The sequence below is a fragment of the Butyricicoccus sp. OF10-2 genome, assembly GCF_003481925.1.
GTDB classification, from domain to species: Bacteria; Bacillota; Clostridia; order Oscillospirales; family Butyricicoccaceae; genus Agathobaculum; species Agathobaculum butyriciproducens.
Map to the genome: position 1 here is coordinate 46,195 of NZ_QUMC01000009.1, position 25,752 is coordinate 71,946.

General features: G+C 57.4%; 41 protein-coding genes and 1 pseudogene. 41 read left to right on the plus strand and 1 reads right to left on the minus strand.

Annotation, left to right across the window (positions count from 1 at the left end):
- Positions 1 to 37 precede the first annotated feature (37 nt).
- The 37 genes and pseudogenes from DXB00_RS06580 (at position 38) to DXB00_RS06750 (ending at position 22,963) form a co-directional block, all read left to right on the plus strand.
- A complete protein-coding gene (locus DXB00_RS06580; RefSeq protein WP_119214642.1) occupies positions 38 to 220 on the plus strand; it encodes a hypothetical protein in 183 nt (60 codons plus the stop codon).
- Entirely contained in the window at positions 207 to 575 is a 369-nt protein-coding gene (locus tag DXB00_RS06585; protein WP_119214643.1) for a hypothetical protein, read from the plus strand. The genes DXB00_RS06580 and DXB00_RS06585 overlap by 14 nt, the downstream gene beginning before the upstream one ends.
- Positions 535 to 1,373: pseudogene (locus DXB00_RS06590) on the plus strand (ParA family protein). The gene DXB00_RS06585 and the pseudogene DXB00_RS06590 overlap by 41 nt, the downstream one beginning before the upstream one ends.
- Positions 1,374 to 2,729 carry a ParB/RepB/Spo0J family partition protein gene (locus tag DXB00_RS06595; protein WP_119214644.1) on the plus strand — a complete coding sequence of 452 codons (1,356 nt, stop codon included), beginning with the start codon at positions 1,374 to 1,376 and terminating at the stop codon, positions 2,727 to 2,729. It abuts the pseudogene before it with no gap.
- Entirely contained in the window at positions 2,729 to 2,941 is a 213-nt protein-coding gene (locus DXB00_RS06600; RefSeq protein ID WP_119214645.1) for a hypothetical protein, read from the plus strand. Before DXB00_RS06595 ends, DXB00_RS06600 begins: the two co-directional genes overlap by 1 nt.
- Entirely contained in the window at positions 2,934 to 3,131 is a 198-nt protein-coding gene (locus DXB00_RS06605) for a Lar family restriction alleviation protein (RefSeq protein WP_119214646.1), read from the plus strand. Before DXB00_RS06600 ends, DXB00_RS06605 begins: the two co-directional genes overlap by 8 nt.
- Positions 3,128 to 3,511, plus strand: a complete 384-nt coding sequence (locus tag DXB00_RS06610) for a hypothetical protein (protein ID WP_119214647.1) — start codon at positions 3,128 to 3,130, stop codon at positions 3,509 to 3,511. The genes DXB00_RS06605 and DXB00_RS06610 overlap by 4 nt, the downstream gene beginning before the upstream one ends.
- 101 nt (positions 3,512 to 3,612) lie before the next feature.
- Complete coding sequence (locus DXB00_RS06615) at positions 3,613 to 4,443, plus strand: rolling circle replication-associated protein (protein ID WP_119214648.1); 831 nt, start codon at positions 3,613 to 3,615, stop codon at positions 4,441 to 4,443.
- Positions 4,436 to 4,624, plus strand: a complete 189-nt coding sequence (locus tag DXB00_RS06620; protein WP_158581264.1) for a cysteine-rich KTR domain-containing protein — start codon at positions 4,436 to 4,438, stop codon at positions 4,622 to 4,624. Before DXB00_RS06615 ends, DXB00_RS06620 begins: the two co-directional genes overlap by 8 nt.
- 60 nt (positions 4,625 to 4,684) lie before the next feature.
- Positions 4,685 to 4,888: a hypothetical protein gene (locus DXB00_RS06625; RefSeq protein WP_119214650.1), complete on the plus strand. Its 204-nt coding sequence runs from the start codon at positions 4,685 to 4,687 to the stop codon at positions 4,886 to 4,888.
- Positions 4,888 to 5,190 (plus strand): HNH endonuclease, encoded by a 303-nt coding sequence (locus tag DXB00_RS06630; RefSeq protein WP_119214651.1) that lies wholly within the window; start codon positions 4,888 to 4,890, stop codon positions 5,188 to 5,190. Before DXB00_RS06625 ends, DXB00_RS06630 begins: the two co-directional genes overlap by 1 nt.
- 79 nt (positions 5,191 to 5,269) lie before the next feature.
- Positions 5,270 to 5,635: a hypothetical protein gene (locus DXB00_RS06635; protein ID WP_199697262.1), complete on the plus strand. Its 366-nt coding sequence runs from the start codon at positions 5,270 to 5,272 to the stop codon at positions 5,633 to 5,635.
- Positions 5,635 to 5,790: a hypothetical protein gene (locus tag DXB00_RS16310; protein WP_158579326.1), complete on the plus strand. Its 156-nt coding sequence runs from the start codon at positions 5,635 to 5,637 to the stop codon at positions 5,788 to 5,790. The genes DXB00_RS06635 and DXB00_RS16310 overlap by 1 nt, the downstream gene beginning before the upstream one ends.
- A gap of 80 nt (positions 5,791 to 5,870) precedes the next feature.
- The gene (locus tag DXB00_RS16315; RefSeq protein ID WP_158581265.1) at positions 5,871 to 6,017 is read left to right on the plus strand and encodes a hypothetical protein; all 147 of its coding nucleotides are present in this window, start codon (positions 5,871 to 5,873) and stop codon (positions 6,015 to 6,017) included.
- Positions 5,998 to 7,770 (plus strand): terminase large subunit, encoded by a 1,773-nt coding sequence (locus DXB00_RS06640; protein ID WP_442861362.1) that lies wholly within the window; start codon positions 5,998 to 6,000, stop codon positions 7,768 to 7,770. The genes DXB00_RS16315 and DXB00_RS06640 overlap by 20 nt, the downstream gene beginning before the upstream one ends.
- Before the next feature lie 2 nt (positions 7,771 to 7,772).
- Positions 7,773 to 8,966, plus strand: coding sequence for a phage portal protein (locus DXB00_RS06645; RefSeq protein WP_119214653.1), 1,194 nt, complete (start codon positions 7,773 to 7,775; stop codon positions 8,964 to 8,966).
- The gene (locus DXB00_RS06650; protein ID WP_119214654.1) at positions 8,941 to 9,546 is read left to right on the plus strand and encodes an HK97 family phage prohead protease; all 606 of its coding nucleotides are present in this window, start codon (positions 8,941 to 8,943) and stop codon (positions 9,544 to 9,546) included. The genes DXB00_RS06645 and DXB00_RS06650 overlap by 26 nt, the downstream gene beginning before the upstream one ends.
- On the plus strand, positions 9,547 to 10,767 hold the full coding sequence (locus DXB00_RS06655; RefSeq protein ID WP_119214655.1) for a phage major capsid protein: 1,221 nt from the start codon (positions 9,547 to 9,549) through the stop codon (positions 10,765 to 10,767).
- Positions 10,767 to 11,078, plus strand: a complete 312-nt coding sequence (locus DXB00_RS06660; RefSeq protein WP_119214656.1) for a head-tail connector protein — start codon at positions 10,767 to 10,769, stop codon at positions 11,076 to 11,078. Before DXB00_RS06655 ends, DXB00_RS06660 begins: the two co-directional genes overlap by 1 nt.
- Positions 11,062 to 11,397, plus strand: a complete 336-nt coding sequence (locus tag DXB00_RS06665) for a head-tail adaptor protein (protein ID WP_119214657.1) — start codon at positions 11,062 to 11,064, stop codon at positions 11,395 to 11,397. The genes DXB00_RS06660 and DXB00_RS06665 overlap by 17 nt, the downstream gene beginning before the upstream one ends.
- A complete protein-coding gene (locus DXB00_RS06670) occupies positions 11,390 to 11,818 on the plus strand; it encodes an HK97 gp10 family phage protein (RefSeq protein WP_119214658.1) in 429 nt (142 codons plus the stop codon). Before DXB00_RS06665 ends, DXB00_RS06670 begins: the two co-directional genes overlap by 8 nt.
- Positions 11,819 to 11,828: 10 nt before the next feature.
- Positions 11,829 to 12,242, plus strand: coding sequence for a phage tail terminator family protein (locus DXB00_RS06675; RefSeq protein ID WP_119214659.1), 414 nt, complete (start codon positions 11,829 to 11,831; stop codon positions 12,240 to 12,242).
- Between the two features lie 17 nt (positions 12,243 to 12,259).
- A complete protein-coding gene (locus tag DXB00_RS06680) occupies positions 12,260 to 13,360 on the plus strand; it encodes a phage tail sheath C-terminal domain-containing protein (RefSeq protein WP_119214660.1) in 1,101 nt (366 codons plus the stop codon).
- 10 nt (positions 13,361 to 13,370) lie between these two features.
- Positions 13,371 to 13,799, plus strand: coding sequence for a phage tail tube protein (locus DXB00_RS06685; protein WP_119214661.1), 429 nt, complete (start codon positions 13,371 to 13,373; stop codon positions 13,797 to 13,799).
- A gap of 13 nt (positions 13,800 to 13,812) precedes the next feature.
- On the plus strand, positions 13,813 to 14,196 hold the full coding sequence (locus DXB00_RS06690; protein ID WP_119214662.1) for a hypothetical protein: 384 nt from the start codon (positions 13,813 to 13,815) through the stop codon (positions 14,194 to 14,196).
- 14 nt (positions 14,197 to 14,210) lie between these two features.
- Entirely contained in the window at positions 14,211 to 14,396 is a 186-nt protein-coding gene (locus DXB00_RS06695; RefSeq protein ID WP_119214663.1) for a hypothetical protein, read from the plus strand.
- Positions 14,389 to 15,630, plus strand: a complete 1,242-nt coding sequence (locus DXB00_RS06700; protein ID WP_119214664.1) for a hypothetical protein — start codon at positions 14,389 to 14,391, stop codon at positions 15,628 to 15,630. Before DXB00_RS06695 ends, DXB00_RS06700 begins: the two co-directional genes overlap by 8 nt.
- Before the next feature lie 11 nt (positions 15,631 to 15,641).
- A complete protein-coding gene (locus DXB00_RS06705; RefSeq protein ID WP_119214665.1) occupies positions 15,642 to 16,310 on the plus strand; it encodes a hypothetical protein in 669 nt (222 codons plus the stop codon).
- 13 nt (positions 16,311 to 16,323) lie between these two features.
- Positions 16,324 to 16,740, plus strand: coding sequence for a hypothetical protein (locus DXB00_RS06710; RefSeq protein ID WP_119214666.1), 417 nt, complete (start codon positions 16,324 to 16,326; stop codon positions 16,738 to 16,740).
- 12 nt (positions 16,741 to 16,752) lie between these two features.
- The gene (locus DXB00_RS06715; protein ID WP_119214667.1) at positions 16,753 to 18,396 is read left to right on the plus strand and encodes a 3D domain-containing protein; all 1,644 of its coding nucleotides are present in this window, start codon (positions 16,753 to 16,755) and stop codon (positions 18,394 to 18,396) included.
- On the plus strand, positions 18,393 to 18,611 hold the full coding sequence (locus tag DXB00_RS06720) for a CHAP domain-containing protein (protein ID WP_119214668.1): 219 nt from the start codon (positions 18,393 to 18,395) through the stop codon (positions 18,609 to 18,611). Before DXB00_RS06715 ends, DXB00_RS06720 begins: the two co-directional genes overlap by 4 nt.
- Positions 18,612 to 18,670: 59 nt before the next feature.
- Positions 18,671 to 18,934, plus strand: a complete 264-nt coding sequence (locus tag DXB00_RS06725) for a hypothetical protein (RefSeq protein WP_119214669.1) — start codon at positions 18,671 to 18,673, stop codon at positions 18,932 to 18,934.
- A gap of 12 nt (positions 18,935 to 18,946) precedes the next feature.
- Entirely contained in the window at positions 18,947 to 19,399 is a 453-nt protein-coding gene (locus DXB00_RS06730; protein WP_119214670.1) for a DUF2634 domain-containing protein, read from the plus strand.
- Positions 19,386 to 20,444, plus strand: coding sequence for a baseplate J/gp47 family protein (locus DXB00_RS06735; protein WP_119214671.1), 1,059 nt, complete (start codon positions 19,386 to 19,388; stop codon positions 20,442 to 20,444). The genes DXB00_RS06730 and DXB00_RS06735 overlap by 14 nt, the downstream gene beginning before the upstream one ends.
- On the plus strand, positions 20,437 to 20,982 hold the full coding sequence (locus tag DXB00_RS06740) for a putative phage tail protein (RefSeq protein WP_118648554.1): 546 nt from the start codon (positions 20,437 to 20,439) through the stop codon (positions 20,980 to 20,982). Before DXB00_RS06735 ends, DXB00_RS06740 begins: the two co-directional genes overlap by 8 nt.
- Positions 20,979 to 21,770, plus strand: coding sequence for a hypothetical protein (locus DXB00_RS06745; protein ID WP_119214672.1), 792 nt, complete (start codon positions 20,979 to 20,981; stop codon positions 21,768 to 21,770). Before DXB00_RS06740 ends, DXB00_RS06745 begins: the two co-directional genes overlap by 4 nt.
- Entirely contained in the window at positions 21,770 to 22,963 is a 1,194-nt protein-coding gene (locus tag DXB00_RS06750) for a hypothetical protein (RefSeq protein ID WP_119214673.1), read from the plus strand. Before DXB00_RS06745 ends, DXB00_RS06750 begins: the two co-directional genes overlap by 1 nt.
- A gap of 252 nt (positions 22,964 to 23,215) precedes the next feature.
- Here DXB00_RS06750 and DXB00_RS06755 read toward each other — a convergent pair whose 3' ends face one another.
- Positions 23,216 to 23,797 carry a hypothetical protein gene (locus tag DXB00_RS06755; protein ID WP_119214674.1) on the minus strand — a complete coding sequence of 194 codons (582 nt, stop codon included), beginning with the start codon at positions 23,795 to 23,797 and terminating at the stop codon, positions 23,216 to 23,218.
- Positions 23,798 to 23,883: 86 nt separating this feature from the next.
- On the opposite strand from DXB00_RS06755, the gene xerA reads away from it, so the two are divergent.
- The 4 genes from xerA to DXB00_RS06775 are packed head-to-tail and all read left to right on the plus strand — an operon-like array spanning position 23,884 to position 25,740.
- On the plus strand, positions 23,884 to 24,861 hold the full coding sequence (gene xerA / locus DXB00_RS06760; protein WP_158581266.1) for a site-specific tyrosine recombinase/integron integrase: 978 nt from the start codon (positions 23,884 to 23,886) through the stop codon (positions 24,859 to 24,861).
- A gap of 18 nt (positions 24,862 to 24,879) precedes the next feature.
- Positions 24,880 to 25,233 carry a hypothetical protein gene (locus DXB00_RS06765; protein WP_118647303.1) on the plus strand — a complete coding sequence of 118 codons (354 nt, stop codon included), beginning with the start codon at positions 24,880 to 24,882 and terminating at the stop codon, positions 25,231 to 25,233.
- A 1-nt stretch (position 25,234) separates the two neighbouring features.
- A complete protein-coding gene (locus DXB00_RS06770) occupies positions 25,235 to 25,375 on the plus strand; it encodes an XkdX family protein (protein ID WP_119214676.1) in 141 nt (46 codons plus the stop codon).
- 53 nt (positions 25,376 to 25,428) lie between these two features.
- On the plus strand, positions 25,429 to 25,740 hold the full coding sequence (locus DXB00_RS06775; protein WP_119214677.1) for a hypothetical protein: 312 nt from the start codon (positions 25,429 to 25,431) through the stop codon (positions 25,738 to 25,740).
- Positions 25,741 to 25,752 lie beyond the last annotated feature (12 nt).

A 25,752-nucleotide genomic window follows, 5' to 3' on the forward strand; every position in this document is an offset into this window, starting at 1 on the left:
GCAACGGCACGACATATCAAGCGAATGGAGAAACGAAATGAGGCTAAGAAAAGCAATCCCGCGTCTGCGGTTTGAGCGCCGCCGGTTGTACGCGCAAAGCAAGGTTTGTCCGCCGGAAATGCGGCGGGAATACCGTGAGAGAGCAGAGGCCATTGGCGCGGTGCTTGGGTATATCAAGCATCAGCGCCGGAGAGAGGAGCACCGCAATGCAGAGCAATGAGCAGCGTCGCGTCATCTGGCGGCATCCAAAAGGCATTTATGAAACGGTTGAGGTTTCCGGCACCGGCGTGTTTGGCGTGCCGTACTGTTACCGCGAAACCGTATACACCCAAGAACGCGACACGCGCGGCGTGGCCCGCAAGGAAATCCAGCCTGCACCGCCGAACGGCGGCAGACCGGCAGGAGGCCCGCGGATAGCGCTGACTGACAAAGAAGAGCGCGAAATTTGCGAAATGTACGAGACAATGCCTCTCGCAATCGTGGCAGCAAGTATGCACCGCTCGGCTAAAACGGTGCGAGCGGTGCTCGCAAAGCATGGCGTACCGCAGCGGAAATACGGTCCGCGAACGAAGTAAAACCACTGAAACAAGAAAAAGGAGCGAAAACATCTTGAAAACGATCTCTATTGTAAACTTAAAGGGTGGCGTCGGGAAGACCGTCACCGCCGTAAACCTTGCAGGTATTCTGGCGGCTGATTATGGCAAGCGCATTCTGCTGGTGGACGTCGATCATCAGGCAACGCAAGCCGCTACTGCGGTGTAGATACCGAGGAGCGCGGCGGTCTGGCCGCCCTGCTCACCGGCGGCGCTGTCTGCTACGACGAGGTGGTCGAGATGGCTACGATGTCTGGTGTGGACGTGATCCCGGCCGACATGTCGCTCGCAACGCTCGGCGTGGATGGCGAGTATACGTCGCAGATGGCGGTCCGCGCGATGCGCGACCTGCGCGACGCAGTGATCGAGGACGACAGCTATGATTACGTCATTTTTGACTGCCCGCCGGCATTCTCGCAGGCAAGCATCGGCGCGATCGCAGCCAGCAGCGAGGTGATTATCCCACTTAAAATCGGCCGCTTTGAGATCGAGGGTATGGACGAGCTGATCGAGCAGATTGAGAGCGTCCGCAAGATCAATCCGGCGACGCGCATCGCCGGTGCATTGCTGACGATGTGGCATAACTCGCCGGTCGTGCGAGATGGCGAGGAGTACATCCGGGAGACCTGCCCGGTGCGCGTATTTCGGACGATGATCCGGCGCACGGACAAGGTCGACGAGGCGGTTTTCGCACGCAAGGCCATCACAGAATGGTCTCCGACCTCGGCGGCTGCCCGTGATTACCGGGCGTGGGTTGGTGAGCTGATGGAGGTGCAGTAAATGGCTAAGAAATTTGACCTTGCCGCCCTGATGGGCGAGACGGTGTCCAAATCGGACACCGGAGAAATGCGGGTGGAGCAGATTCCACTCGTTGAAATCGAGGAAAACAAGAACAACAGCTACTCGCAGAACGACATTGACGAGTTGGCGGAGTCCATCAAGGTGATTGGATTGCAGCAGCCGCTTGTGGTGCGCCGCAAGCCGGAGGGCGGGTATCTGCTCCTCGCCGGACACCGCCGCCGGAATGCGCTGGCGCTGCTCGACCGCAAGGCCGCGCCCTGCATTGTGCTTGACGCTGATCTTGACCCGTCCCTGCAGGTGCTGATCCTGCACTGGACCAACACCATGGCACGCGGCGGCGGCGGTCTGACCGCTGAGTACACCGGTCAGGCGGCAAAGGAGATTGAGGCCGCGCTCAAGGATCTACAAGCGCGCGGCGTGGTTGAGCTGCCGGGCAAGCTGCGCAGTTATGTTGCCGAGGTGCTCAAAACTTCAGAATCCCAGATCGCCAGGGCGAAGACGATCGACAACGGCCTGACCGACGAGTGGAAAGAGCTGTTTCGGGAGCACCGCATTAACGACAGCGCCGCCTACGAGCTGAGCCAGTGCGATGCGGACCTGCAAAGGGAGCTGCACGGCGCGTACAAGGACCGCTATTGGAATTTAGACGCCAAGAAAATTAAAGCGCATCGCAAGGCGGCGGAATTTGACTTTACACCGCTGACCTGCCCGGAGGCATCGCCCTGCATAGAGCCTTGCACCGGCGCAGACAAGCGTGCCGCATGGGTGAAAGATGGCTATTGTGACGGCTGCTGCCATGAGTGCTCGCTTGCCGCCAACTGTGACCGCGTGTGCGGCAAGGTTAAGCAGCGCCTCAAAAACGAACAGGAAAAGGCTGAGCGCGAGGAAAACCACGAGCAGCAGATTGCAGCGTTTAACGCCTCACCGTTAGCAAAGGCGCGGCGCAACATCCGGTTTGCGCTGGCGTGCAAGGATATCCGCAACGTGGACGATCTGCCCGAAGCTCGCCACCAGTGGTATATGAGTTGGCTGTGGTCAGCAGATCCGCTTGCTTATCATGCACCCGACCTCAGCGACCTTTTCGAGGTGGCGCAGGCGCTTGAAATTGACCCATTTGAGATGATTTGCGGACGGGAGAGCGGCAGCGTTTGGCATGAGTACACCGATGAGCGGCCGCCGGAGGGCGCTCGGGTGCTGTGCAAGCTGTGCGGCTGCACTAATCGCTACGGTGAGTATGTTTACCGCGGCGGCAAGTGGTTCTTCCCGGATCTGGACGATGAAGCATGCGAGGCAAATATTCTCGTCAGCTCGTGGACGGAGGTGTTCCCGGAATAATGGCGAAGTGTAAGTTTTGCGGACAGGGCGTGCGCTCTGGTCCGGTATTCCATCCGGCTTGCTGGGAGCAGACGGTGAACAAACTTGCAAGCGAGTTCTGTGATGAGTATTGCAAGTTTCCGTTTGAGATGGACTATGAGGCGTTGGTAGACAAGTGCGAGCAGTGCCCGATGGTACGCCTGACAGCGCTGGGATGTGAAGACAATGCCTGAACTGAAACCTTGCCCGTTCTGCGGAAGTGAAAGCGCTATTGCTTATCATATCAACAGTCGCCCTCCTTACAGAGAGGCATATATTCCATTTTGCTTAAATGATGAATGTTTTATGAATATGAATGAATTTTGTTTTGCAACGAAAGAAGAAGCTGTTGAAGCATGGAATAGGAGAAGCGAAGAAACATGAAATTGGAAGATTTCGGACCCGTTTATATCCCGAACGCGCTTTTCATGCGGTTCGTTGGGGAAAACGGTGAATGCATCAGCGTGCGTGCTGAGCATTATGTAAAATTTCTGAACGAGATTTTGCGCGGTAAAACGATGTTTTATCGCTGGAAGCTCGGCGAACACAACGACGAAGCGGAATTTGTCAAAGCCACACTTCCGAAACATATGCATCTGATTGATATTGAATTATCAAACGGTGAGAAACACGAAATTCGTGATGGTAACGGTGAACTTTTCATCGTTACCGACACAGAGAAGTTTGAAATCATGTCCGCCGCCGATTATGTGAACGAATGTCTTAATCGAACAAGGCGAGAATTACGTCCGCCTCGAAAATAACGATTGACAATTCATAAAATCGAGGATATTCTATAAAACTACACGCGGACGGGGACAGCCTCGTCCGCTGTGGTGTTCAATTTGGACACCGGGAGGACTGAATGAAGAGGAGAAAGACAATCCGCGCCGGACGGCTTGTGTGGGACATTACCTACACGGTGCCGCGGCCGAACGCCAGCAAGCAGGAGCGCAAGCGCATCCGCGAGGTGACGGAGGAGCAGGTGGCGCGAACCAACGCGAACACCGCGCAAAGAAAATTGGAAATGCTGATGGCGACCAACTTTGACGAGGGCGATTTAGTGCTGACCGTCACCTATCGAGATGCGGACCTGCCGGACAGCGCCGACGTGACACGCAAGCACCTCGGCAAAGTGTTTGCGCAGATGCGGGCCTACCGCAAGGCGCGAGGTCTGCCGGATCTGAAATACATTTATGTGCTCGAGGGCAGGCACGGAGACCACCGGCCTCACGCGCACATTATCATCAACGCCGCAGGCGGTGACTTGGAGCTGATGCGGTCACTCTGGCTCTGGGGTGACGATATCCAGCTGAACTACGTCCGCGAGCGCGGCTACGACGGCTGGGCGGGCTATCTCACCAAGGAGCGCCGCGAGGCATCGCTCAACGGTAAAAAGCAGTTTGTCGGCAGCCGCAACCTTGCCCGACCGGTCACGACTTACGAATGGGTGGACGACGGCACGACCGTTGATGCACCGCCCGGAGCACAGGTGCTCGATGAGGGCGGCGGCCGGAACGAAGTCGCAAGCTGCAAGTACATCAAATACCTGTTGCCGAAAACCATACATTATAATAGTAAGACAGCGCGCAGTCACAAGCGCGTTGATTCTGGCTTGGAACTGTCTATAACATATGACAGAGGGCCGGAGAAACAACGCCGAAAGGGTAGACAGGAGCGGAAAACGAGTGTATAATCATAAACAGAAGAAGAAAATCGTGTGCCCGCGATGCGGACGCCCGACACGCGTGCAGGTCACGCTGAACGAAACCCACCTGTGGCATTTCCCACTGTGGTGTGAAAAGTGCAAAAGCGAGTCCGTCGTCGATTTTGACGGCGTGAGCCAGAATCCATCGAGATCCGAGCCGACTGCGTAACATTCCCGCGAGGAGTGTACGCCGTCGGCTTTTTATTTTACCCGAAAGGCGGTGAGCCGCGTGCAAACGGTGCGCGAAATGATACCCGAGTACAACGCAAACCTCGACCGGCTACGTCAGCGGCGGCAGGAGCTGCTGCAGGAACGCGAACTTGAACCGAGCTTTGAGAAGCGCTACAAGCTGACCTGCCGCGTTGATCGAATCAACCGGATCATCGAGTCCACCAGCGCAGCGCTGCACGCGATGCAGGAGTATGTGCGCTGATGGCAAAGCCTTGGGCGAAAGCGTTCTACAACTCGGCGGCATGGCGCGACACCCGCGAAGCCTACATGGTCAGCAAGCACGGACTGTGTGAGCGATGCGGCAAGCCGGGACTGATCGTGCACCATCGCAAGGCACTGCGGCCGCAGGACATGAACGATCCGGCACGCACACTCGGCTGGTCCAACCTCGAGCTGCTGTGCCATCACTGCCACGACATTGAGCACATGGCAAAGCACAGCGGCGCACGCTGTGGCTTTGATGAGGACGGAAACCTACTCCCCCCATTCGAGCCGCGGCGCTGACCGGCGGAAGACCGCACCACCCACTCAAATTTCACCGAGTGACGGGTGCAGGAGGGGTGTAGTTGAGAGGAGGTGCGGCATGGGAAAACCGAAGGCCGAAACAAGAATAAAACGCGAGCGCGAGAAGCTCGCAGAGGTCTTTGCAAAAATGGACGAAAACAAGCGGAAAACCGCCGAAAAACTCATGGATAATGCGGCTTTTATGGCCGTAACTCTGGAGGATTTACGGGATTCCATCAACGAAAACGGCTGTGTATCCGAGTACCAGAACGGCGAAAATCAGTTCGGCACGAAGAAGTCGCCGGAGGTCGAAGTGTACAACACAATGATAAAAAACTACACCACAGTCATCAAGACGCTGTGCGACCTGCTGCCGGAGTCCAACGGGGAAATGAATGCCCTGACTGAGTGGCAGCGCACGGCCGCAGGGAGGCGTATCGGCTGATGGGAAAGCGCACGATCTGTCCGCTGACCTGCCCGATGATCAACAGCCAGGGATTTTGCGAGAGCGCTTGGACGCGGGCATCGCAGGTGACGGAGTGCCCGCACCGGAAAATGCGGGAAACGGTGTCCAATTTGAACACCGGCAACGAGAAGTAACAACGAGAGCCAGAGGCCTACGAGCCCAGAGCCGACAGACTGCCAGAGATGGTGCTGTCGGCTCTTTTTGTTTTTGCGCTGTGACGGACGGTATTGCCATTCCGTCCACCCATATCGAGTATATGGGCAAGGATACGGCGGCACATCCGGCAATGGGATCGCCCGGGTGCGTCCGTCAGAGCGCAAAAGCAGGCGAAACCGGAGGAGGTGAGCAGTACGGCAGCTAAAACAGACCCCAGACAGGCGAGAGAACGTCTTGTTAAACGCATGGAGCGCGAAGCAAAGAAAACACCGGCACCGGAGGGTGAAAACTGGCTGGAGCAGTACACCTGTCTGGTGCTGACCGGCAAAATCACTGCGTGCCGCAAAGTCAGAACGCTGTGTGCCGTCCTGCTCGACAAGCTGCGTCACCCGGAGAAGTACCGGCCGTGGGTGTTCGATGAAGCCCTGGCAAACCATCACATTGAGTTTGTGGAGCGGTTCTGCAAGCAGCCGCAGGGTAAGCTCGGCGCACCGCTGCGCTTGGAGCTGTTCCAGAAAGCACGCTGGCAGGCGATTTTCGGCTTTGTCGATGCACACACCGGTCTGCGGCAGTATCAGGAGTGCATGATCGTCGAGGGACGAAAGAACGGCAAAACGACCGAGTGCGCCGGTATTGAAATCGACCTGCTCGCTAATGATGGTGAGGGTGCACCGGAGATTTACTCCATCGCAACCAAGCGGGAGCAGGCGGCGAAGAGCTTTAACGCCTGCGTCAATATGCGAAAGCAGTCGCCGGAGCTGGCGGCGGCTATCCGCAAGCGCCAGAGCGACCTGTACTACCCGTACAACCTCGGCTTTATCACGGCGCTGGCGAGTGCAACCAACACGCTCGACGGTCTGAACGCTCACGGCGTACTCGTGGACGAGCTGGCGGCTATCAAGAATCGTGCGATCTATGACGATATGAAGCAGTCCATGTCGGCACGAGAGCAGCCGCTGCTGTTTTCCATCTCGACCAACGGCTTTGTGCGCGAGAGCATTTTCGATGCCCAGTACGAGTATGCCGCCGGTGTGATTGACGGCTCGATCGATGATGACACGTTCCTGGCATGGATCTACGAGCTGGACGAGCGGGACGAATACCGCAACGAGAAAATGTGGATCAAGGCAAATCCCGGTCTCGGCACCATCAAGAAGTTCGATTATCTTCGACGCATGGTGCAGAAGGCGGACAACGATCCGTCCTTCCTGCCGACCGTACTGGTCAAGGACTTCAACCTCAAGGAGAACGCCGCGACAAGCTGGCTGACCTGGGCGGAGTGCTCAAATCCGGAGACGTTCCGCATTGCCTTCGATTACGGTATCGGCGGCATGGACGCGGCGGACAGCATCGACCTTGCCGCGGCAACAGTCATCTGTCAGCGACCGGGTGACCGGAAGATTTACCGCCGCAGCATGTACTGGCTGCCGCAGAGCGTACTGGACGCGGACGCCGCCGCCGGCAACCGCCGCGAGCGCGACAGCGTGCCGTATAGCCTGTGGGTCAAGCGCGGCCTGATGCGCGCCGTGCCGGGCAACAAGGTGGACAAGCAGGTCATGCTCGACTGGTTCGTGGAGCTGCGCGACGAGGAAGACCTGTATGTCCGCTACATCGGCTATGACCCGTGGCACATTGATGACAGCCTGCTCGACCGCTTCAAGGCCGAGTTTGGCGAACAGTGCATGATACCGGTGCGGCAGGGCACCTTGTCGCTGTCCCAGCCGATGAAGGACCTCAAGGCCGACCTCGGCGCCGGTCTGGTGGTCGATAACAACAACCCGATCGACAAGTGGTGCATGGTCAACACCGAGGTCCGCACCGACATCAACGGCAACATTCAGCCGGTTAAGATCACGGACAGCCGCCGCAGGATTGACGGCACGGTTGCGCTGATCTGCGCGTACAAGGTGCTGCAGGACCACTACGACGACTATGTAACGATGAACGAGGAGGCGTAACATTGGGATTGCTTGAGAAGCTGTTTCCGCGGAGACCGCCCGGAGGGACAGCACCAAGGGAATATTTTAAGACACTGACTGCCTACCAGCCGGTCTACACGACCTATCGCGGTGGCCTGTACGAGATGGAGCTGACACGGGCGGCGATTGCGGCGTTTGCGCGGCATTGCAGCAAGCTGCACCTCGAGGTGACGGGCGATGCCCGGCCGGATCTGCGGCGCGTGCTCGGGATGCAGCCCAATCCGTTTATGGATGCGAGCAAGTTCCTTGCGCGGCTGGCGACCATCTATCTGGTGCAGAACAACGCCTTTATCGTGCCGATGGAGGACAGCGCCGGACGGCTGATCGGCTATTATCCGGTACTGCCGCAGCAGTCCTCGGTGCGTGAGTACGGCGGTGAGCCGTATCTGCAGTACAGCTTCTGGGGCGGTCAAAAGGCCGCGATCGAGCTGAACCGAGCGGGTATCCTGACCCAGCACCAGTACGAGGACGATTTCTTCGGTTCGGACAACCGGCCGCTCATGCCGACCATGCAGATGGCGCAGACGCAGGCCGAGGGCATTATCAACGGCATCAAGAATGCAACGACCATTCGGTTTCTGGCTCGTCTGAACGGCAACCTCAAGGAAAAGGACATCACCGCCGAGCGCGAACGCTTTGCGCGGGACAATCTGGCCGGTAATTCGACCGGCGTTGCCATGTTCGACAGCAAGTACGCGGACGTTAAGCAGATCGAGTCGGCGGCGATGGTCGTCAATCCCAAGCAGCAGGAGCTGATCCGCGCGAGCGTGTTCGAGTATTTCGGTACCAATGAGAAAATCCTCACCAACACCTACAACGAGGACGAGTGGAACGCCTACTACGAGGGATTTATCGAGCCGTTTGCCATTCAGCTGTCGCTGGTGCTGACGGCTATGACGTTCACACCGGAGGAAATCGCGGCAGGCGCGTCCATCATCGCAACGGCGAACCGTTTGCAGTATGCGAGCAACCAGACCAAGCTGAATGTCGTGACGCAGCTGTTCGACCGCGGCTTCCTGACCCACAATATGGGTCTGGAAATCTTCAACATGAGTCCGGTCGAGGACGGCGACAAGTACTACATCCGCAAGGAGTACGCAGAGGTGTCCAATCTGGACGCCGTGGGCGATACGTCAAAGGAGGGCGACAATGGCGATCACACCGGAAACCCATGATTACCGCACTTTTGAGGTGCGGGCGTTGGACACGGGGGAAGAGGATAAGCAGTACCGTGTGGAAGGGTACGCGGCGGTTTTCGACGAGGAGACCGTGCTGTACGAGTACGACGGTATCGAGTACAAGGAAGTCATCGACAGGAGCGCGTTTACGGGAGCGGAGATGCGCGATGTCGTGATGAATTATAACCATGGGGGTAAACCCGTGGCACGGACCAAGAACGGCACCTTGCAGCTGACCGTGGACACACGCGGTCTGCGTATTTCGGCTGACCTGTCCGGCACCGAGGAAGGGCGGAGGCTCTACGAGGAAATCCGGGGCGGTTATCTGGATCAGATGTCGTTCGCGTTCACCGTCAACAAGCAGGAATATGACCGCGCAAAGCATCTGCGCCGCATTACCGGTTTCAAGCGGGTGTTTGATGTAGCGGCGGTGGATATTCCGGCGTACGACGGCACCAGTATTGCGGCACGCTCGTGGGCAAAGGCGGAGGCCGAGCGCGAGCACGCGGAGGCGGACAAGCGTCGCAGGCTGGAACTCAAGCTGAAAACCTATGGTATTACAAAGGAGGAAAAGTAAATGAGCAAGAATCAGAACAAGCAGGCGATCTTCGGCGGTTTCCGCAATCAGGTCGGCCTGCAGTTTTTTGCAGGCAAGAACCGCATGACCGAGATCGAGGAGCGTCTGGCAGCCATCCGCACCGAGATGGACAGCGAGGGTGCAGACCTTGACGCATTGAGCACCGAAACCGACAGTCTGCTCGAGGAGCGCAAGACCCTGCTGGGACAGGCAGAGCAGCGCCGCAATCTGCTGAACAAGATCGCAAACGGTGCGGGCGGCGAGGTACGCACGTTCCAGCCGCAGCCGACTCCGCCGGAGCAGCGCGAGTATGACCGCTCGAGCGAGGAATACCGCTCCGCATGGCTGAAAACGCTGGCAAACAACGAGCTGACCGAAACCGAGCAGCGTGCATGGTCCACTGCAACGGCTTCCGCCGGTCCGCTGGTACCGACCCAGACCGCGAACACCATCATCGAGAAGGTGCACCAGTACGCACCGTTGCTGGACAAGGTAACGCTGCTGCGCGTGCCGGGCAATGTCACCTTTGCAGTTGAGAGTGAGCAGGCAGATGCAGCCTACCACACCGAGAATGCAACTATCACCGCAGCAGAAACCGGCCTGACCAAGATCAACCTGTCGGCGTACGAGATCACCAAGCTCGTGCAGATCTCCAAGTCTGTACAGCAGATGGCGCTCGATGTATTCGAAAACTGGCTGACCGATATGCTGGCGAAGAAGATCGCAAAGCTGATCTCGGACACCATCATCAAGGGCACCGGCACGGATCAGGGCACCGGCATCGAGAAGGCGAATACCTGGGGCGCGACCAACTCGGTCACTGTCGGCAAGACTGCCGCACTGACCAACCAGAACGTGCTCGATCTCATTGCACTGCTGCCCGGCGGCTACGATGCAGGCGCACAGTTCCTGATGAGCAAGAAGACCCTGTTCACCGACTTTATGCCGCTGCAGGACAAGTCCAAGAACGACCTCGTTCGCATCGAGGGCGGCAGCTACTACATCTACGGCTATCCGGTGCTCATCGACGAGCGCATCGGTGACCACGAGGCGTATCTGGCTGACCTGTCCACTGTCATCGGCAATATGCCGGAGGACGTGACCATTACCTCGACGTTTGACGTCAAGACCAATGCGTTCCTGTTCCTCGGCTGTGCGATGTTCGACTGCAAGCCGAGCCAGGCCGATGCGGTCCGCAAGCTCGTGAAGGCGAGCGCCTGATGCTGACGCTCGACCGCTTTAAGCTGTACGCCCACATCGACCATGCGGATGAGGACGAGCTGATTGAGAGTCTGATCCGGGCGGCAGATACTGCCGTCCGGGATATGACCGGCAAGGAGCCGCCGTCGGACAGTGATGAGCTGTTCGACACGGCTGTGCTCCAGCTGACGGCGCACTGGTACGAAAACCGCACGCCTGTCACGGACACGAGCGTGACACAGGTGCCGTTTACCGTGCAGACCTTACTCAATCATATCGCCATGTCCAGCCGATACCCGGAAAAGGAGGGCGCAAATGGCGCTGACCAATGATCTCAGACACCGCCTGACGGTGTTTAACAAGCACCAGATTGAAAACGACATCGGCGAAACCTGCTGGCAGTACACCGAGGACGGCAAGATCTGGGGTGCGCTGACTGTCATGTCCGGCAGGAACGAAACCTTGCCGGGCGACACGGTGCGCGCCGAGGTCACGCACAAGCTGACCATCCGGCCGCGCTCGTGCAGATTGACCACGGCGACGTATTTCGTCTATGAGGGTCAGCGGTATGATGTGCTGTACTGGCAGCCGCATTACAAGCGCCGTGACCGTCTGGAGGTTATGCTGAAGCTGGTGATTGAGGATGCGTGACGGGTTTGACTGCTCGGAACTGATGGACTTTGCGGAACGTCTGGGGGCACAACCGAAAGAAATGCTGAAAGCGCAGAAAAAGATGCTGCGTACCAGCGGCACAAAGCTGCGCCGAAAAACGGCTCAGCGTGCCCGGGCTGATGTGCGCCGTACAGCAGTCCATCGTCCAAAGTATGACCGTAAAGCAGGCGACTATCACCGGAGCATCAAGCGCGGCAAGGTCAACAAGAGAGATGACGAGATGCGCATCCGCGTATATTCCTCGGATAAAATCGGTCATCTCATTGAGGACGCTGGACGCCGGAATTGCGTGACGGCTCAAAGGGCAGTTATCAGGCAGGCAAAAAGGTGTTTGCTAAGGCTGCTGAGGAATTTGAACCGGAGTTTGAGTCGGCCGCCGAGGATATGGTTGACGGGTTGATAGATAAAATATGACAATTCGAGAAGTACGCGCGGCACTGACCGCGCTGTTAAAGCAAGCAGCACCCGGTGTTCCGGTGTCCAAATCGGACACCGATAAACCCGTGGTGCGTCCGTCCTTCAAGATCGACATATTCCCGGCAGAGGGAAACGCCGCCTGCGGCGGTACACGGGAACGGTCGATCGACGTGGACGTTTGGTACTATCCCGCCGAGCGGGTGGAGTACCTCGAGGAGTGCAGTGAGATGGCGGAACGCCTGATCGCCGCACTTGAAACCGGTATCGACACCGGTGAGATCGTGCTGGTGCCGGACGATACGGTCAGCACGACTATATCGCTCGGTGTGCTGGTGCTCCAGTTTGCACTCAGCTGGTGCGAGAGCGCCGCCGAAACCGGAGAAATGATGGAAACCCTCGAATACTGAGAGGAGGAGTAAAACCAATGGCAATTACAATGCCGAAAATCGAAATCAGCTTTGAGCAGAGAGCTGTGTCGCTCATCGGACGCTCGGAACGCGGCATCGCAATCCTGATCGTGCGCGACGATACGGATAAGAGCTTCACGCACAAGCAGTACAGCGACCTCAGCGCCGCACAGGCGGACGAGAGCCTGTACACCGCAGACAACTACAACGCCATCTGCGACTTGCTCGGCTTTGCGCCGTACCAGATGCACCTGTTCCGACTGGATACCACCGGAGCACTGGCCGACACGCTGACAGAAATCTCTAAGACGGTCAAAACCGGCTGGCTGACTATTGCCGGCCAGAGTGCAGATGATGGTATGGCGCTTGCCGCGTGGGTCAAGACGCAGGACAGCACCAAGAAGAAAACCTACAAGGCGGTCTGCTATGACCTCACGACTCTGCCGGATGATATGCACGTTGTCAATTTCATCAACGAAAAGGTCACGTTCTCCGATGATCGCGGGGAAAAGGACGGCGTAGCGTATCTGCCGTCGCTGGTCGGCATTTTCGCCGTCTGCAACGTGACGAGAGGCAGCACCAATTATCAGTGCTCCAATCTGAAAGAGGTGCAGGAGGTCGAGGACAACGATGCGGCGCTTGGCACCGGCAAGTTTATCCTTGTTAACAGCGAGGACAATACCGTGCGTATCGCGCAGGGCATTAACTCTATGACGACCACGGACGGCAAGACCAAAACCGAAGATATGCAGTTCATTGAAACCGTGGAAGCAATGGACATGATGAAGGACGACATTGCGGCGACATTCCGGGAAACGTATCTCGGCAATTACCGCAACAGCCGCGACAATCAGATGATGTTGGTGGCAGCGCTCAACAGCTCGTACTTCCGTCAGCTCGTGCAGCAGAATATCCTCGACCCGGACTACGCGAACGCCGCCGCCATCGACACGGACGCGCAGCGCGCGGCGTGGGTGGCATCCGGCAAGAGCGAGGCTGCGGACTGGGACGATGATACTGTCAAGGCCAACCCGTTCAAGAGAACGGTTTACCTGACCGCAAATGTCAAGATTCTGAACTCGATGACCGATCTGATTTTCCCGATCGCGATGGCATAAGGAGGTACATATGGATAGTTTTAACCCGAATCGCGTGCTCCATTCCAATCAGGGCAATATGTGGTTCAACGGCAAGCGCCTTTCCACGCTCCAGAGCGTGGAGGCGAAGGTCACCGGCGACTTTGAAGAGGTCAACAACTGCGGTGACCCTGCGACTTATCGCATTTATAATGGTTATTCCGGCGAGGGCACGTTTACGATGCTCAAGATCGACTCGGAAGTGCTGAAGCTGATGGCGGACGCCTTCCAGACCGGCGAGATGCCGACGACGACCATTATCACTGCCCTCGAGCAGAAGGGCACGAACAAGGTCGAGCGCATCGCGTACCGCGATGTGACTATCGACGAGATGTATCTCGCCAAGTTCGAGAAGAAGAGCAAGATCGAGGAAGAAGTGCCGTTCAAGTTCGGTCACTTCGAGGTTCTTGAGACGATTTAAGGAGGAGTAAAGCATGGACAAGAAGTTACTGGACGCGCTGGCGGCAAAAGCCGAGCAGCGCAAGGCTGACAAAGCCAAGGTCATTCAGTTTAAGGTCGGCGGTCAGCTGCTTGATTTTGTTAAGATCGGGCATACCGCACAGCTGGATGCTTATGAGGCATTTCTCGCTGCACGAGAGCAGCCGGCGCAGATGCTGAACATCGGCGCACAGCTGATCTACGAATGTTGTCCGGCATTGCAGGACCCGGAGCTGCACACCGCGCTCGGCGTGACCGACCCGTACGACGTTATCTGGGTGCTGATGGATGTCCGCGAGGTCAATGAGCTCGCGGCAGTCCTGTTTACCTGGCTCGGCCTGATTGCCGGTGATGAGGATGAGGACCCGGCAAAAAACTGATTGAGCGCGACCCGGTGCTCGACCTTGCAGCATTTTACGCGGCGCGAGGCATCACGCCGGAGCAAATCCGGCAGATGAGCTACGCAGACCGTGCGGTGCTGCGAGTCGGGCGGGCGCGCTGGTACGAGGATATGATAAACCTGATTGCGGCAGGCGTCTGCCGCGCATACGCACCGGAGGAGGGACGGAATAGTGGCTAAAAATAAGGTTATCAACACCGTCCTCACCTTGAAGGATGAAATGTCCGGCGGACTGGTCGCTGCGGCGAAGGCCGCGAAGAAGTCCGGCAAGAACATTGATGACAGCATGATGCAGGCCACCCGCAAGGTGGTCGCATTCAAAAATAAATCGCTCACGGCGTTGGGGGATTTTGCAAAGAAGGGTGTCAAGGCTGCCGGTGCGGCTGTTGCAGGCATGACCGCTGCGTTCATTGCACTCGACGGTGCCACCGAGGAGTACCGCGTTGCGCAGGGCAAGTTAAACGCTGGATTTCAGGCGGCGGGCTTTTCCACCGATGTCGCTCGCAAGAGCTACCGCAACTTTTATGCGATCCTTGGTGATACGGACACCGCGACCGAGGCAAGCCAGCTGCTTGCCAACATGGCAAAGAATGCGGAAGATGTAACGAAATGGACGCGGATCGCCGCAGGCGTGCATGGTACGTTTGGCGATTCGCTGCCGATCGAAGGTCTGGTAGAGTCCGCCAACGAGACTGCGCGAACCGGACAGGTGACCGGCGTTTTCGCTGATGCGCTGAACTGGGTCGGCATCATGGAGGATGATTTTAACGCCAAGCTGGAGAAAACAACCGATGTCAGCAAACGAAATCAGCTGATCATGGATACGCTCTCCAAGACCTACGACAAGGCTGCGGACAGCTTCTACGCCAATAATCAGCAGGTCATCAACGCCCGGCGTAATCATGCGACGCTGGACGAGATGCTGGCCAAGGTGGGAGACACCAGTTCCAAACTCAAAAGTCAGTTGTGGGTGCTGGCGGGCGCCGCCGAGGACGGCTCAATCCGATCCGGATCGGCGCTGGACTGGGTGCAGAAAAAAGCGGATGCGCTTACTGATTGGCTTTCCAATCTGGATCTCAGCAATCTGAAAAAACAGTTTGATGAGAAGTTTGCGCAGACCCTGCAGAAAGCCGGAGATGCAGTGCAGTGGTGCCGCGACAATTCCGACACTTTGATTGCAACACTGAAGGTACTGGCGGGTATGTGGGCCGTGAAGAAGGTGCTCGATTTTAACAGCGGCTTGACTAATTCTATCAGCACAATTGGTGGAGCGATTACTACTCTCCTGACCATGACCGGTGTACTGGGCGGTCAGGCTGCCGCCACCGGCACAGCGACAGTTGCACAGACCGGACTTAACACTGCAATGGCGGCAAACCCGATCGGTGCAGTCATCCTGCTGTCGAGGCACTGATTGCGGTCGGTGTGCTGCTGTACAAAAACTGGGACACCATCAAGGCCGGTGCGCAGAGCCTTTGGAACAAGTTTAAGGATGTCAGCATTCGCATTGGCACTGCCTTTCCCGGGGCGTTCAACAAGGTCAAAAATGCCGCTAAGACGGCGCTGGAATGGGTAGCAAGCAAGCTGTCGTGGCTTAATGACAAGATTGAGAGCATCCCCATCCTCGGTAGCTTGTACAAGGGTGCCAAGGGTGTACTGGGCGACGCTATCGAGTGGGTAGACAATGCCACAACGGGCAATCGCTCGGGCACGTCCACAGGTACGACCAAGACAACAACCAGAAGCAAAACGACTACAACGGCCGGTCCGGTCAAGACCACGACCTCGACCACTACGACGGTACCTAAGCCGACACCCAGCAGCCTGCTGAGCCTGCCGGGACTCGGCAAGGCAACCGGTACGCCCTATTGGCGCGGCGGCCTGACCCGTGTCAACGAGCGCGGCGGTGAGATCATGAACCTGCCGAGCGGCACGCAGATCATCCCGCATGATGTGTCTGTCAAGGCGGCAGGCGGTCGGAGCGTGACGGTCAATGTCACCATCCAGGGTAACGTGATCGGCAACCGTGAATATACCGAGCAGGTCGGAGAGTACGTCGGCCGCAAGGTGCTGGCGGCGCTCGGCAACACATAAGGAGGTGCGGTGCGTGTACAAGATAATTTTCTCGGTCAACAACAACGAGGAGGTCTGGACGCTGCCGCACTGTCCGCCGGATTTCCCGATTCCACAGCCGGAGCAGCACCACGAGACCTACGAGGGCCTGAGTCGAGACTATCGCCGCATCGGCACGCTCGGTCTGCGGCACATGGAGTGGACGGCGCTGCTTCCAGTGCACCGATACTCCTTCATGCCGTCTGAGGCGTCTGCGGATGGTTGGGCGTATGTCGATTTTCTGAGCCGGTGGCGCGACAAGAAGGTGCCGTTCCGGCTGATCGTGCTCGACAGCAAGGGCGCGGCACGGCTTAACATGCCGGTGACGGTTGACAGCTTTGATGTTACCGTGCGAAAAAACGGCGATTTGGAGTATTCCATCGCCGTGACAGAATACAGATTTATAAAATGAGGAGGTGCGCCGATGGCGGCAGGATATGTCGATGACCACAAGCTGATATTGTACCGCGACGGCGCACAGCCGCGCGATATCACCGCATTTGCGAGTGACATGACGCTGACGGACGACCTTGATACGCTGGCGGCAGAGCTGACGTTTAAGACGTTTATCTCGCCGTGGGACAAGTACACGCCAAAGCTCGGCCTCGCGCCGGGCGATAAGGTGCGCGTGACCAATCAGGGCAAAACGGTCTTTTCCGGCATCATTATCACGGTGACGCTGGACGGCGGTGTTACCGCTTATGACCGCGGCTGGTATCTGAATAAGTCGGAAATCGTGCTGCAGGTCAACAACCTTGCGGCCGATCAGGTCATCCGCAAGGCGTGTGCCAAGGCGGGCGTGACAGTCGGAAAGGTGTGCAGCCTGCCGACCAAGATCACGCAGTTGTGGACCGGCTCTACGCCGTCCGACATTATCAGCGATGTGCTGGACACCTGCACCGCCGCGACCGGCAAGGGCTATCGCCACAGGGTCGGTGACAGTGGTCTGGTGGTGGAAGCGCTGCCGACCGCGCCCATCAAGGCATACCACAAGCCGGCCGCCAACATCGCAGCGTTCGACATTACATGGGCGCTCGGGCAGGTGAGCGGCGAGGACAGCATTGAGGACACCTACAACGCTGTTGTCATTGCCGCCGAGGACGACGGCAAGGCGTACATCGGCGCACAGGCCAGCAACGCGGCATCCATCAAGCGCTACGGCTTTATGCAACATATTGAGACCGTGACCGAGAACCCCGGTACGGCTGTGCTTGGGCAGATGGTGAAAAATCTGCTGAAAAATGCCGACAAGGTAGGGCAGACCCGCTCTATCTCGGAAATCTGGGGATGTGATGAGGTGCAGAGCGGCGTGGTACTACGATTTAACTCGCCCGCGTTTGGCATCAAGGGCAACTTCCGTATTACTCGCGTGGAGCATCACTACGGCGGTGCAGGACACACGATGGCGCTCGAAATCACGGCACTCGAGCAGGTGCGAGCCGCCGCCGAGGGCAAGACTGACGCGGCAGCCATCAAGGCCGCCAGCACGGACAAGGTGCAGGTGTTCGGCCTGCCGGATCTGTCCGGCGGCAGTGACGTCGGCTCGGGCGGCACCATTGTCAAGGCGCTGTTTACTGCCTACTATCCGGCTAACAATGCGCTGGAGGGCGGTTATCTGGATGCACAAGGCAACAGGCTCGACCCGAGCAAGCACACCTGCGCCGCACCGCCGTCTGTGCCGTTTGGCACCAAAATCACGGTGCGCGACACGGGCACAAGCCTCGACGGCACGACCTACACGGTCAACGACCGCGGCGGCGCAATCCAGATCGTGAACGGTGTGTACCACTTCGACCTACTCATGTCGAGCAACGCCGAGTGCAACCGCTGGGGACGCAAAAACGGCTCTGCGATCATCGGCGGATCGGGCGGCGGCTCGGGCAGTGCGGTGTCGTTTATCAACACGGCACTGGGCGAGGTCGGTTACAAGGAGTCCGGCAAGGACATCAACAAGTACGGCCAGTGGGCCGGTCACAACGGTGTTGCCTGGTGTGTTTATTTTGTTTGCTGGTGTGCGTATAAGTCCGGTGCGCTATCCCGACAGGCTACGGCTACGTTGGCGATATGAGCAGCTATTTCAAGTCTCGCGGCAAGTACAAATCGGCAGGCAGTTACAAGCCTAAGGCGGGCGATCTGATGATTCAGGGTGACCGTCACATCGGCATTGTAATTTCTGCTGGAGCATCGTCGTTTGAGACGGTGGAGGGCAACTACTCCAACAGCGTCAAGCGCGTAACGCGCAGCTATGGTGAGGTGTCCGGTTTCTGTACGCCGTGGGGATAACTACTAAATATAGCGCAGTTGTGGATAAAACTGTGCAAGATGTGGAAAGGAGTGCGCCAGTGGCATGGGATACAGAGATGGCTTTGGCCATCAAGAACACCGCGAGAAAAGCGGCAAAGAGCCTACCCAAAGGCTGGTATCGCGCCGAGGTCTTGCAGGTAGCGCCCAAGTTGATTTTTTCTGTGGTAAGCAAGGAATTTCAGTTCAGCACGGGAGATGGCCTGATTATGACCGCCACGGCAAAGAGCAAAACGTGGAAGGTCGGCATGCAGGCGGCGGCCATTCTGCAAGGCAGTGAGCTGCTGGTTTTAGATTCTTTATAGGAGGTGTCGGCTATGGCCGATGTGTTTCCGGTTATCCCGGAGGAGCTGCCCGCGCAGGTCGCGGAGAGCATTGGGCGCTCTCCGGAGTTTGTGTTCCATGAGGACGGACGCTCGGGCAGTTTTCAGCTGATCGACGGCGCTCTGGTCGAGCGGCAGGGCATTGAGGCGGTCAAGCAGTGGCTTGAGCTGATGCTGCGCCAGAAACCGGGTGCAATCCCAATCTACCGGACGAGCGGCACGACCCAGCCGGGCGTGGAGGCGGTCAGCCTTGACCGGCGCGTGCCGGAGGGCTGGATTTTTGCCGAGATTGAACGCAACGTGCGAGAGACCGCCGCGTTCTGTCCGGCTATCCGGTCACTTGACAGTTTTAAGTTTACGCGCGTGCGGCGCGGCGTGGAGGTACGCTTTACAGTCCGGCTGCACAGCGGAGAGAGTGAGGAGGTGACGACGTATGTCAGCGAGTGAGATTTTAGACAAGATGCTGTCCGCAATGCCGGAAAGCTATCAAAAGACCATCGGTTTCCCGACTTATGACCTTTTAGCCGCAGTCAGCCTGCGGATGGAGGGCACGGACACAACGATTGACGAGGCCAGACAGCAGCTTGACCCCGAAAATCTGCACGACAGCGCGCTTGATCGCTACATCTATCCGCGCTCCGGCTTGGAGCGCAAAGCGGCGACCTTTGCACACGGCAGCCTGACCGTCACCGGCACAGGTACGGTCGAGCAGGGCACGCTGTTTGAGTCCGGCGGCGGTGTTCAGTATTACGCAACCGAGACCGTAGCCATTGAGGGCGATGGCACTGTACCGGTCACCTGCACAGTGGATGGCACGGCAGGCAATCTGCCCGCACACAGCGTGACGCAGATGCCGGTGGCAGTGCAGGGCATTGCCTCGTGTGATAACCCTGAACCGATTGGCGGCGGTTATGCCGAGGAGTCGGACAGCGAGTATTACGCGCGATATCTGGTCGTGCTGCGCACGCCTGCGACGAGCGGCAACGTGTACCACTATGTGCAGTGGGCGCTTGAGGTGGCCGGTGTCGGTCATGTCAAGGTGTTCCCGCGGGTGCAGGGCGTCAACACAGTTGATGTCGTAATCGCGGACAACGCCGGTCAGCCTGCATCGCCTGCGCTCGTGAAGTCGGTACAGGACTACATTGACCCCGACAGCGAGGGCGCAGGCCGCGGACAGGCGCCCATCGGCGCACAGTGCTTTGTTACTGCCGCGACCGGCAAGGCCATCACGGTCAGCTGCACGGTGTCCAAATCGGACACCGTAACCGAGGACATCCTGACATCCGGCATCAAGGAGAGCGTTGCGGCCTATCTGGCGAGCACGGTCTTCACACAGGATTATGTCAGCTATGCACAGATCGGCGCGGCCATCATGGACACGCCGGGTGTGATTGATTACGCCGGGCTGAAAGTGTCCGGCGGTATCGTGAACATTGCAATCGCGGAGCGCGAGTGTCCGGTACTGGGCGAGGTGACAATTACCTATGGCTGAGTTTGACAACATGCGGAAAAGCCTGCCGGTGGCGTACCGCACGGACAAGTGGGTGTGCGACCTGCTTGCCGCGATCCAGTCGCTCGACGACACGCAGCGAGAGCAGATGCTCGACATTACGCAGCAGCTGTTTCCGGGAAGCATGACGTGGGCGCTTGCCATTGAGGAGCGCGACGCCGGACTGGCCTCGACCGGCACGCTGGAGGAGCGCCGCACGGCGCTGATTGCACGGTGGCGCGGCTCGGGCAAGTGCGACGTTGACCTGATTCAGCGCGTGTGCGACTCGTGGAAAAACGGCGAGATTTCCGTCGGCTTTGCAAAGGGTGTGATCCTGCTGACGTTTATCGGCGCGTACGGCATTCCGGCTCCGGCTGAGCTTGCCGCATTGCAGGAGGCAGTGGACCGCGTGATCCCGTGCCATCTGGCAAGCAAATATCTCTGGCGCTGGATTCTCGTCCGCGAGATCGAGGGCATGACGCTGGACGAATTGCAGACGCACAAAATCAGCGAATTTGCATTTGAGGAGGTGCAGGCGTGAGCCTGAAAACCAAAATTCTGGGGCTGTTTAAGTACGATCCGGACAAGGACGGCGCAAGCACGTTCAATATCAAGCAGGCGCTCAACGACAACTGGGACAAGCTGGACAACGAAGTTGCAGCGCGTGTAAAGACCACGGAATTGGCTTCCGAGGTCAAGAAGACCGTGAAAGGCGGCGGGCTGACTGCCCCAGAACTCGGCGCCGAGAAAGCAGGTGCGATAAACGAGCACAACACCTCGGCAGCGGCGCACGCTGCGCTGTTTAAGGCGATTAACGCTGTGCTTGCGGCGCATGTCAAGGACACCGGCAATCCGCACAAGATCACGCCGGCGCAGATTGGTGCTATCGCGCTGACCCTGCTCGGCCAGCCGAACGGTCCGGCGGTGCTGGATAAGGACGGCCGTCTGACCGCTGACCAGCTCGGCGGCATGATCGGCGGCGAGAGCGACAGCGGAACCGGTGAGCTGCAGGACACCGAGATGGAGGTCGGCACGATCACCAACACGGGCGCGGGATGGAATACCTACCATTTTAGAGAGGCGTTTGAGGGCATCCCGCAAGTTGTATGTCAGGCTGAGGACTTTGACGGCGTGGTGCTGGTCAAGGATATCACCGCAGAGAAATTTCTTTATTGTCTGCGGAAGCTCCAGACCGGCAGTTACTACACCGGCGACTCGACGGGCACCAATCCGTCGCACAGCGCGGCCACGTTGGTAAACGGTACGACGACCACGGCTGACGCAATCAAGATTAACTATGTAGCGATTGAATATGGAGGCGAGAGATAATGCTTGGCGTAAATCAGTCGGACTTTATGTCCTATATGAGCGCACTCAAAAGTAATTACCGAAAAGGCGTACACCGCATGGAGGCAATTCTGTCCAATCCGACCCACGCAAAGGAGTTTGCCGCCAACCTCGGTGGTGTGAGTGTCGTACTGGGCGTTCCGGTGAATCTGCCGGACCGCAACAGCGACAAGCTGCTTGAGCTGCTGCTCGGCAGTGATGTGGCAGACGATGCGGTAGAAACGTGGCTGCACCAGTTTTACGAGTTTACCGGTTGGGACGATCTGCTCAGTGATTCCGCCCGCTGCAAGGAGATGGCCAACAACCCGCTGATCTGGCGCGCGGCCGGCGGCAGCAAGCTGGCGGTTGGCAAGTCCATCGCTACACTGGCGGGGCTGTCCTGCGCTGACTATGCAGACATCGACGCGGTAGCGGCTTCTCAGGTTGCTATGGCGGCTGTGATCGGAAACGCCACTGCACTCAATGCCGTGGTGACCTCTTCGGTTGCTATGGCGGCTATTGTTAAATCGCCGGTGGCAATGGCTGCTATGTGGCGCAGCGACACTGCAATCAAAGCGTTGCAGGCCAATGCGACGGCGTGGAAAACGTTTACCGGAGCGAGCAGCGCAGTCATGGGTAAGACCGTTGCAATCCTCGCTAATCTGGATCCGTCGGGCTATGCTGACATGACGGCTGTAGCATCCTCTCAGGTTGCTATGACGGCGGTAGCATCCTCTCAGGTTGCTATGGCGGCGGTAGCGGCTTCTCAGGTTGCTATGGCGGCTATCATCGCAAACGCGACAGCGCTCAATGCCGTGGTGACCTCTTCGGTTGCTATGGCGGCTATCATCGGCAACTCGACTGCGCTCAATGCCGTTGTAACCTCTCAGGTTGCTATGGCGGCTATTGCCGGATCGGGTAAAGCTCGAGTTGCGATTACCAATTCTTCCGGTGCATTGGCTGCTTTGGCTTCCAGCTCGCTGAAAAAGAGCGTAAGTACCAGTGCATGCAACGGTAATTATGCTAAATTGGTAACGAACGGCCCGTGCTTTATCATCTCTGCGACTCATAATAATTCTGGTTGGACATTCGGTGTGCGCTATGTATACACTTCGGAAACTGCATCCGGAGCCAAGACGTATTCTTCAACAGGCAGTGCACAGAGCATCAATCTGTTCACTACATCTGCCGGTTAGAGGCTTTCGCCAACGCTAATTCTTCTACCTCGGGTCAGGTTACATTTGTCTATATCCCCTGCAAAGCAGCCTGAATTTTGGACGTGATTTACTACGCATTATCTTCCTAATGCGCAGTAATCGCCCGAATATAGCCTGATTTGCCCGCTGATTTTGTATAGCTATGCATCTTCGCACCGCGTTTTCTCAAATATGCCGTGTTAAAACAGCATATTTGAGGTGCGCGGTACGTCTTAGGAAGATAATGCGGCGTTACGAAATCGGCTTATAGCGGATACCGCCGTAGGTCAAACTGGATCCATAGGTAGTAGCAAGACGAATGGTTGACATGAATTTATTGACCTTCTGGCGTGTCTTTGCGGTAGAGAGATTGCCAATATTGACAGAACCTCCACCGACTACTGCAACGCCAATCAGCATACGAACCGAAGTATTTGTATCGCTGGAACTGTTCCAGTATTCGTTTACCCACGCCTTTGTGTTAATCGTAATCGCATTCATGCTGCTATTCGCCTGACATGTCATATTTGTCTGCTCGGTAAACCCAGAAGCAGCATTCATGGCGTTAATAGCTACCGTAGAGGATTCGATGGCTCCGCAAGCCGTAGACGACGCCACAACCGCTTTCAGAGCAGTTGCAGAAGCTGCCACGGCCGCCATAGCAACCTGAGAGGCTGCAATCGCCGCCATAGCAACCTGAGAGGCTGCAATCGCAGTCATGTCAGCATAGTCGGCCGGATTGAGTCCTGCTGCACCGGCTGCGTATTTAGCGGTTGCCATGCTCGATGCGGCAATCGCGTTGAGCGCAGTCTGCGATTTCTGAATGGCCGTCATAGCAACCTAATGCGACGCAAACACTCCTCATTTGGGGTTTTAGTATGTATAATAAACATACCAAAATCCGAAAGGGGAATTACAACATGACGGCCAAAACAGAGCTGACAAGGCAGCTTCTCACAACTTTTGCGGCGGGAACGCCGACCGCAGAAGAACTCGACGCTATCTTAAAAGGCTACATTATTTTTAAGGAAAATGATGAGCAGCGCAGTGATTTGAAGCGTCGGATCAAGCACTATCTGGGTGCCAAGAAGATAGACGGTCTGTCCGCCAGAACGCTTGCAAACTACCGCAGCCACCTTGAATTATTTGCATCTAAAGTGACCAAGAGCACGACCAAAATCACCACCGACGACATCCGAGGTTATATTGCTTTTTTGGACGAGACGCGCAATCTCAAGGAAACGTCACTGCAGACGCATATCAACAGCCTGCGGGCGTTCTTCGGCTGGCTCACGATGGAGGAGAAGATCAAGAAGAACCCGATGAGCAAGATCAAGTCCATCAAGATCGACAAGGTAGGAGCACGCCAGGCGCTGACGGTGGAAGAGCTGGAACGGCTGCGTGACGCTTGCGTAACCTATCGAGAGAAGGCGCTGATCGAGTTTCTCGTATCTTCCGGCTGCCGTCTGAGCGAGGTTGCCCAGTTGTCGGCCTCTGACCTCGACCTGATGAGCCGGTCGGTGCAGGTCACCGGCAAGGGCGATAAGGATCGTGTGGTCTTTTTCAGCATCCGCGCACGCTTGATGATTGAGGAGTACATGGTATCCCGCAAGGGCGGCACCGGCTTGTTTGTGAGCAGTAAATCGCCCTACGCGCCGCTCAGGCCGCGTGCGATCCAGCGCATGGTTCGGGCAATCAGCCTGCGGGCCGGTCTGGATAAGCGGGTGCATCCGCACCTGCTGCGTCATACGTTTGCGACGCTGGCGCTTAACGGCGGCATGGATATTGCGGTCATTCAGCGGCTGCTTGGCCACGAGAATATCGCAACCACCCAAATTTACGCTGAAATGTCGGACGAAACAATCCGGCATCAGTATAACAAATATGTAGCGGTTTAACCGCGGAAAGGAGCACACATGAAAATCAACGGAATCAAGGCGCTGGACTATCAGTGCCAGGGCGACAGCCTGACGTTGACGCTGACCGAAACCACGTTTGATGCGGTGTCCAACTTGAACACCGCTCTGGTCGAGGTCCGCACCGATGACGGCGATCTGGTTGAGGCGCACGGCGGCTATGCGCTGCGTGCCATCACCTACGACAAGGACAAGCAGACCTACACCGCCATCTGCACCACGGCCGCCGCCGACACGACCGCGCAGGCAATCTCGCAGCTGGTGTCTAAGGTGGAGGAGCTGGAAACCAGCAACACCGCACTGGCGGCTCAGGTGGACTACATCAGCATGATGACCGATACGGAGGTGCAGTGAAATGGCTAACTGGTTTGACCGCATTAAGAAGTATTACGACGCCGGCCTGTGGACCAAGAAAATGGTCGGCAATGCGGTGGTGAAGAAGAAAATCACCGCCGAGCAGTACAAAAAAATCACCGGCGATGACTACAACAAGTAATCCACCGGGATTTTTACACTTGCGATAGGGCAACAGCCCGGAAAGGAATGTAAATGGACGGTTCCATCACTCGTGCCGAGCACGAAGAGTTTCGTCGACGGCTCGAAGAAGAAAATCGTCGGCAGGACAAGCGCATTGAGCTGCTGGAGGACAATATTCGTGAGCTGAACAGTCTGACCGCCTCGGTCGGCAAACTGGCCACCAGCATTGAGAGTATGGTCAAAGAGCAGGAAAAGCAGGGCAAGCGGCTGGAAACGCTCGAGGACCGCGACGGCGCGATGTGGCGCAAGGTTGTGGCTTACGGCGCGACGGCGCTCGTCGGCATTTTCGTCGGTTATGTCGCTCGGCAGCTTGGCTTGAACTGAGAAAGAGAGGTA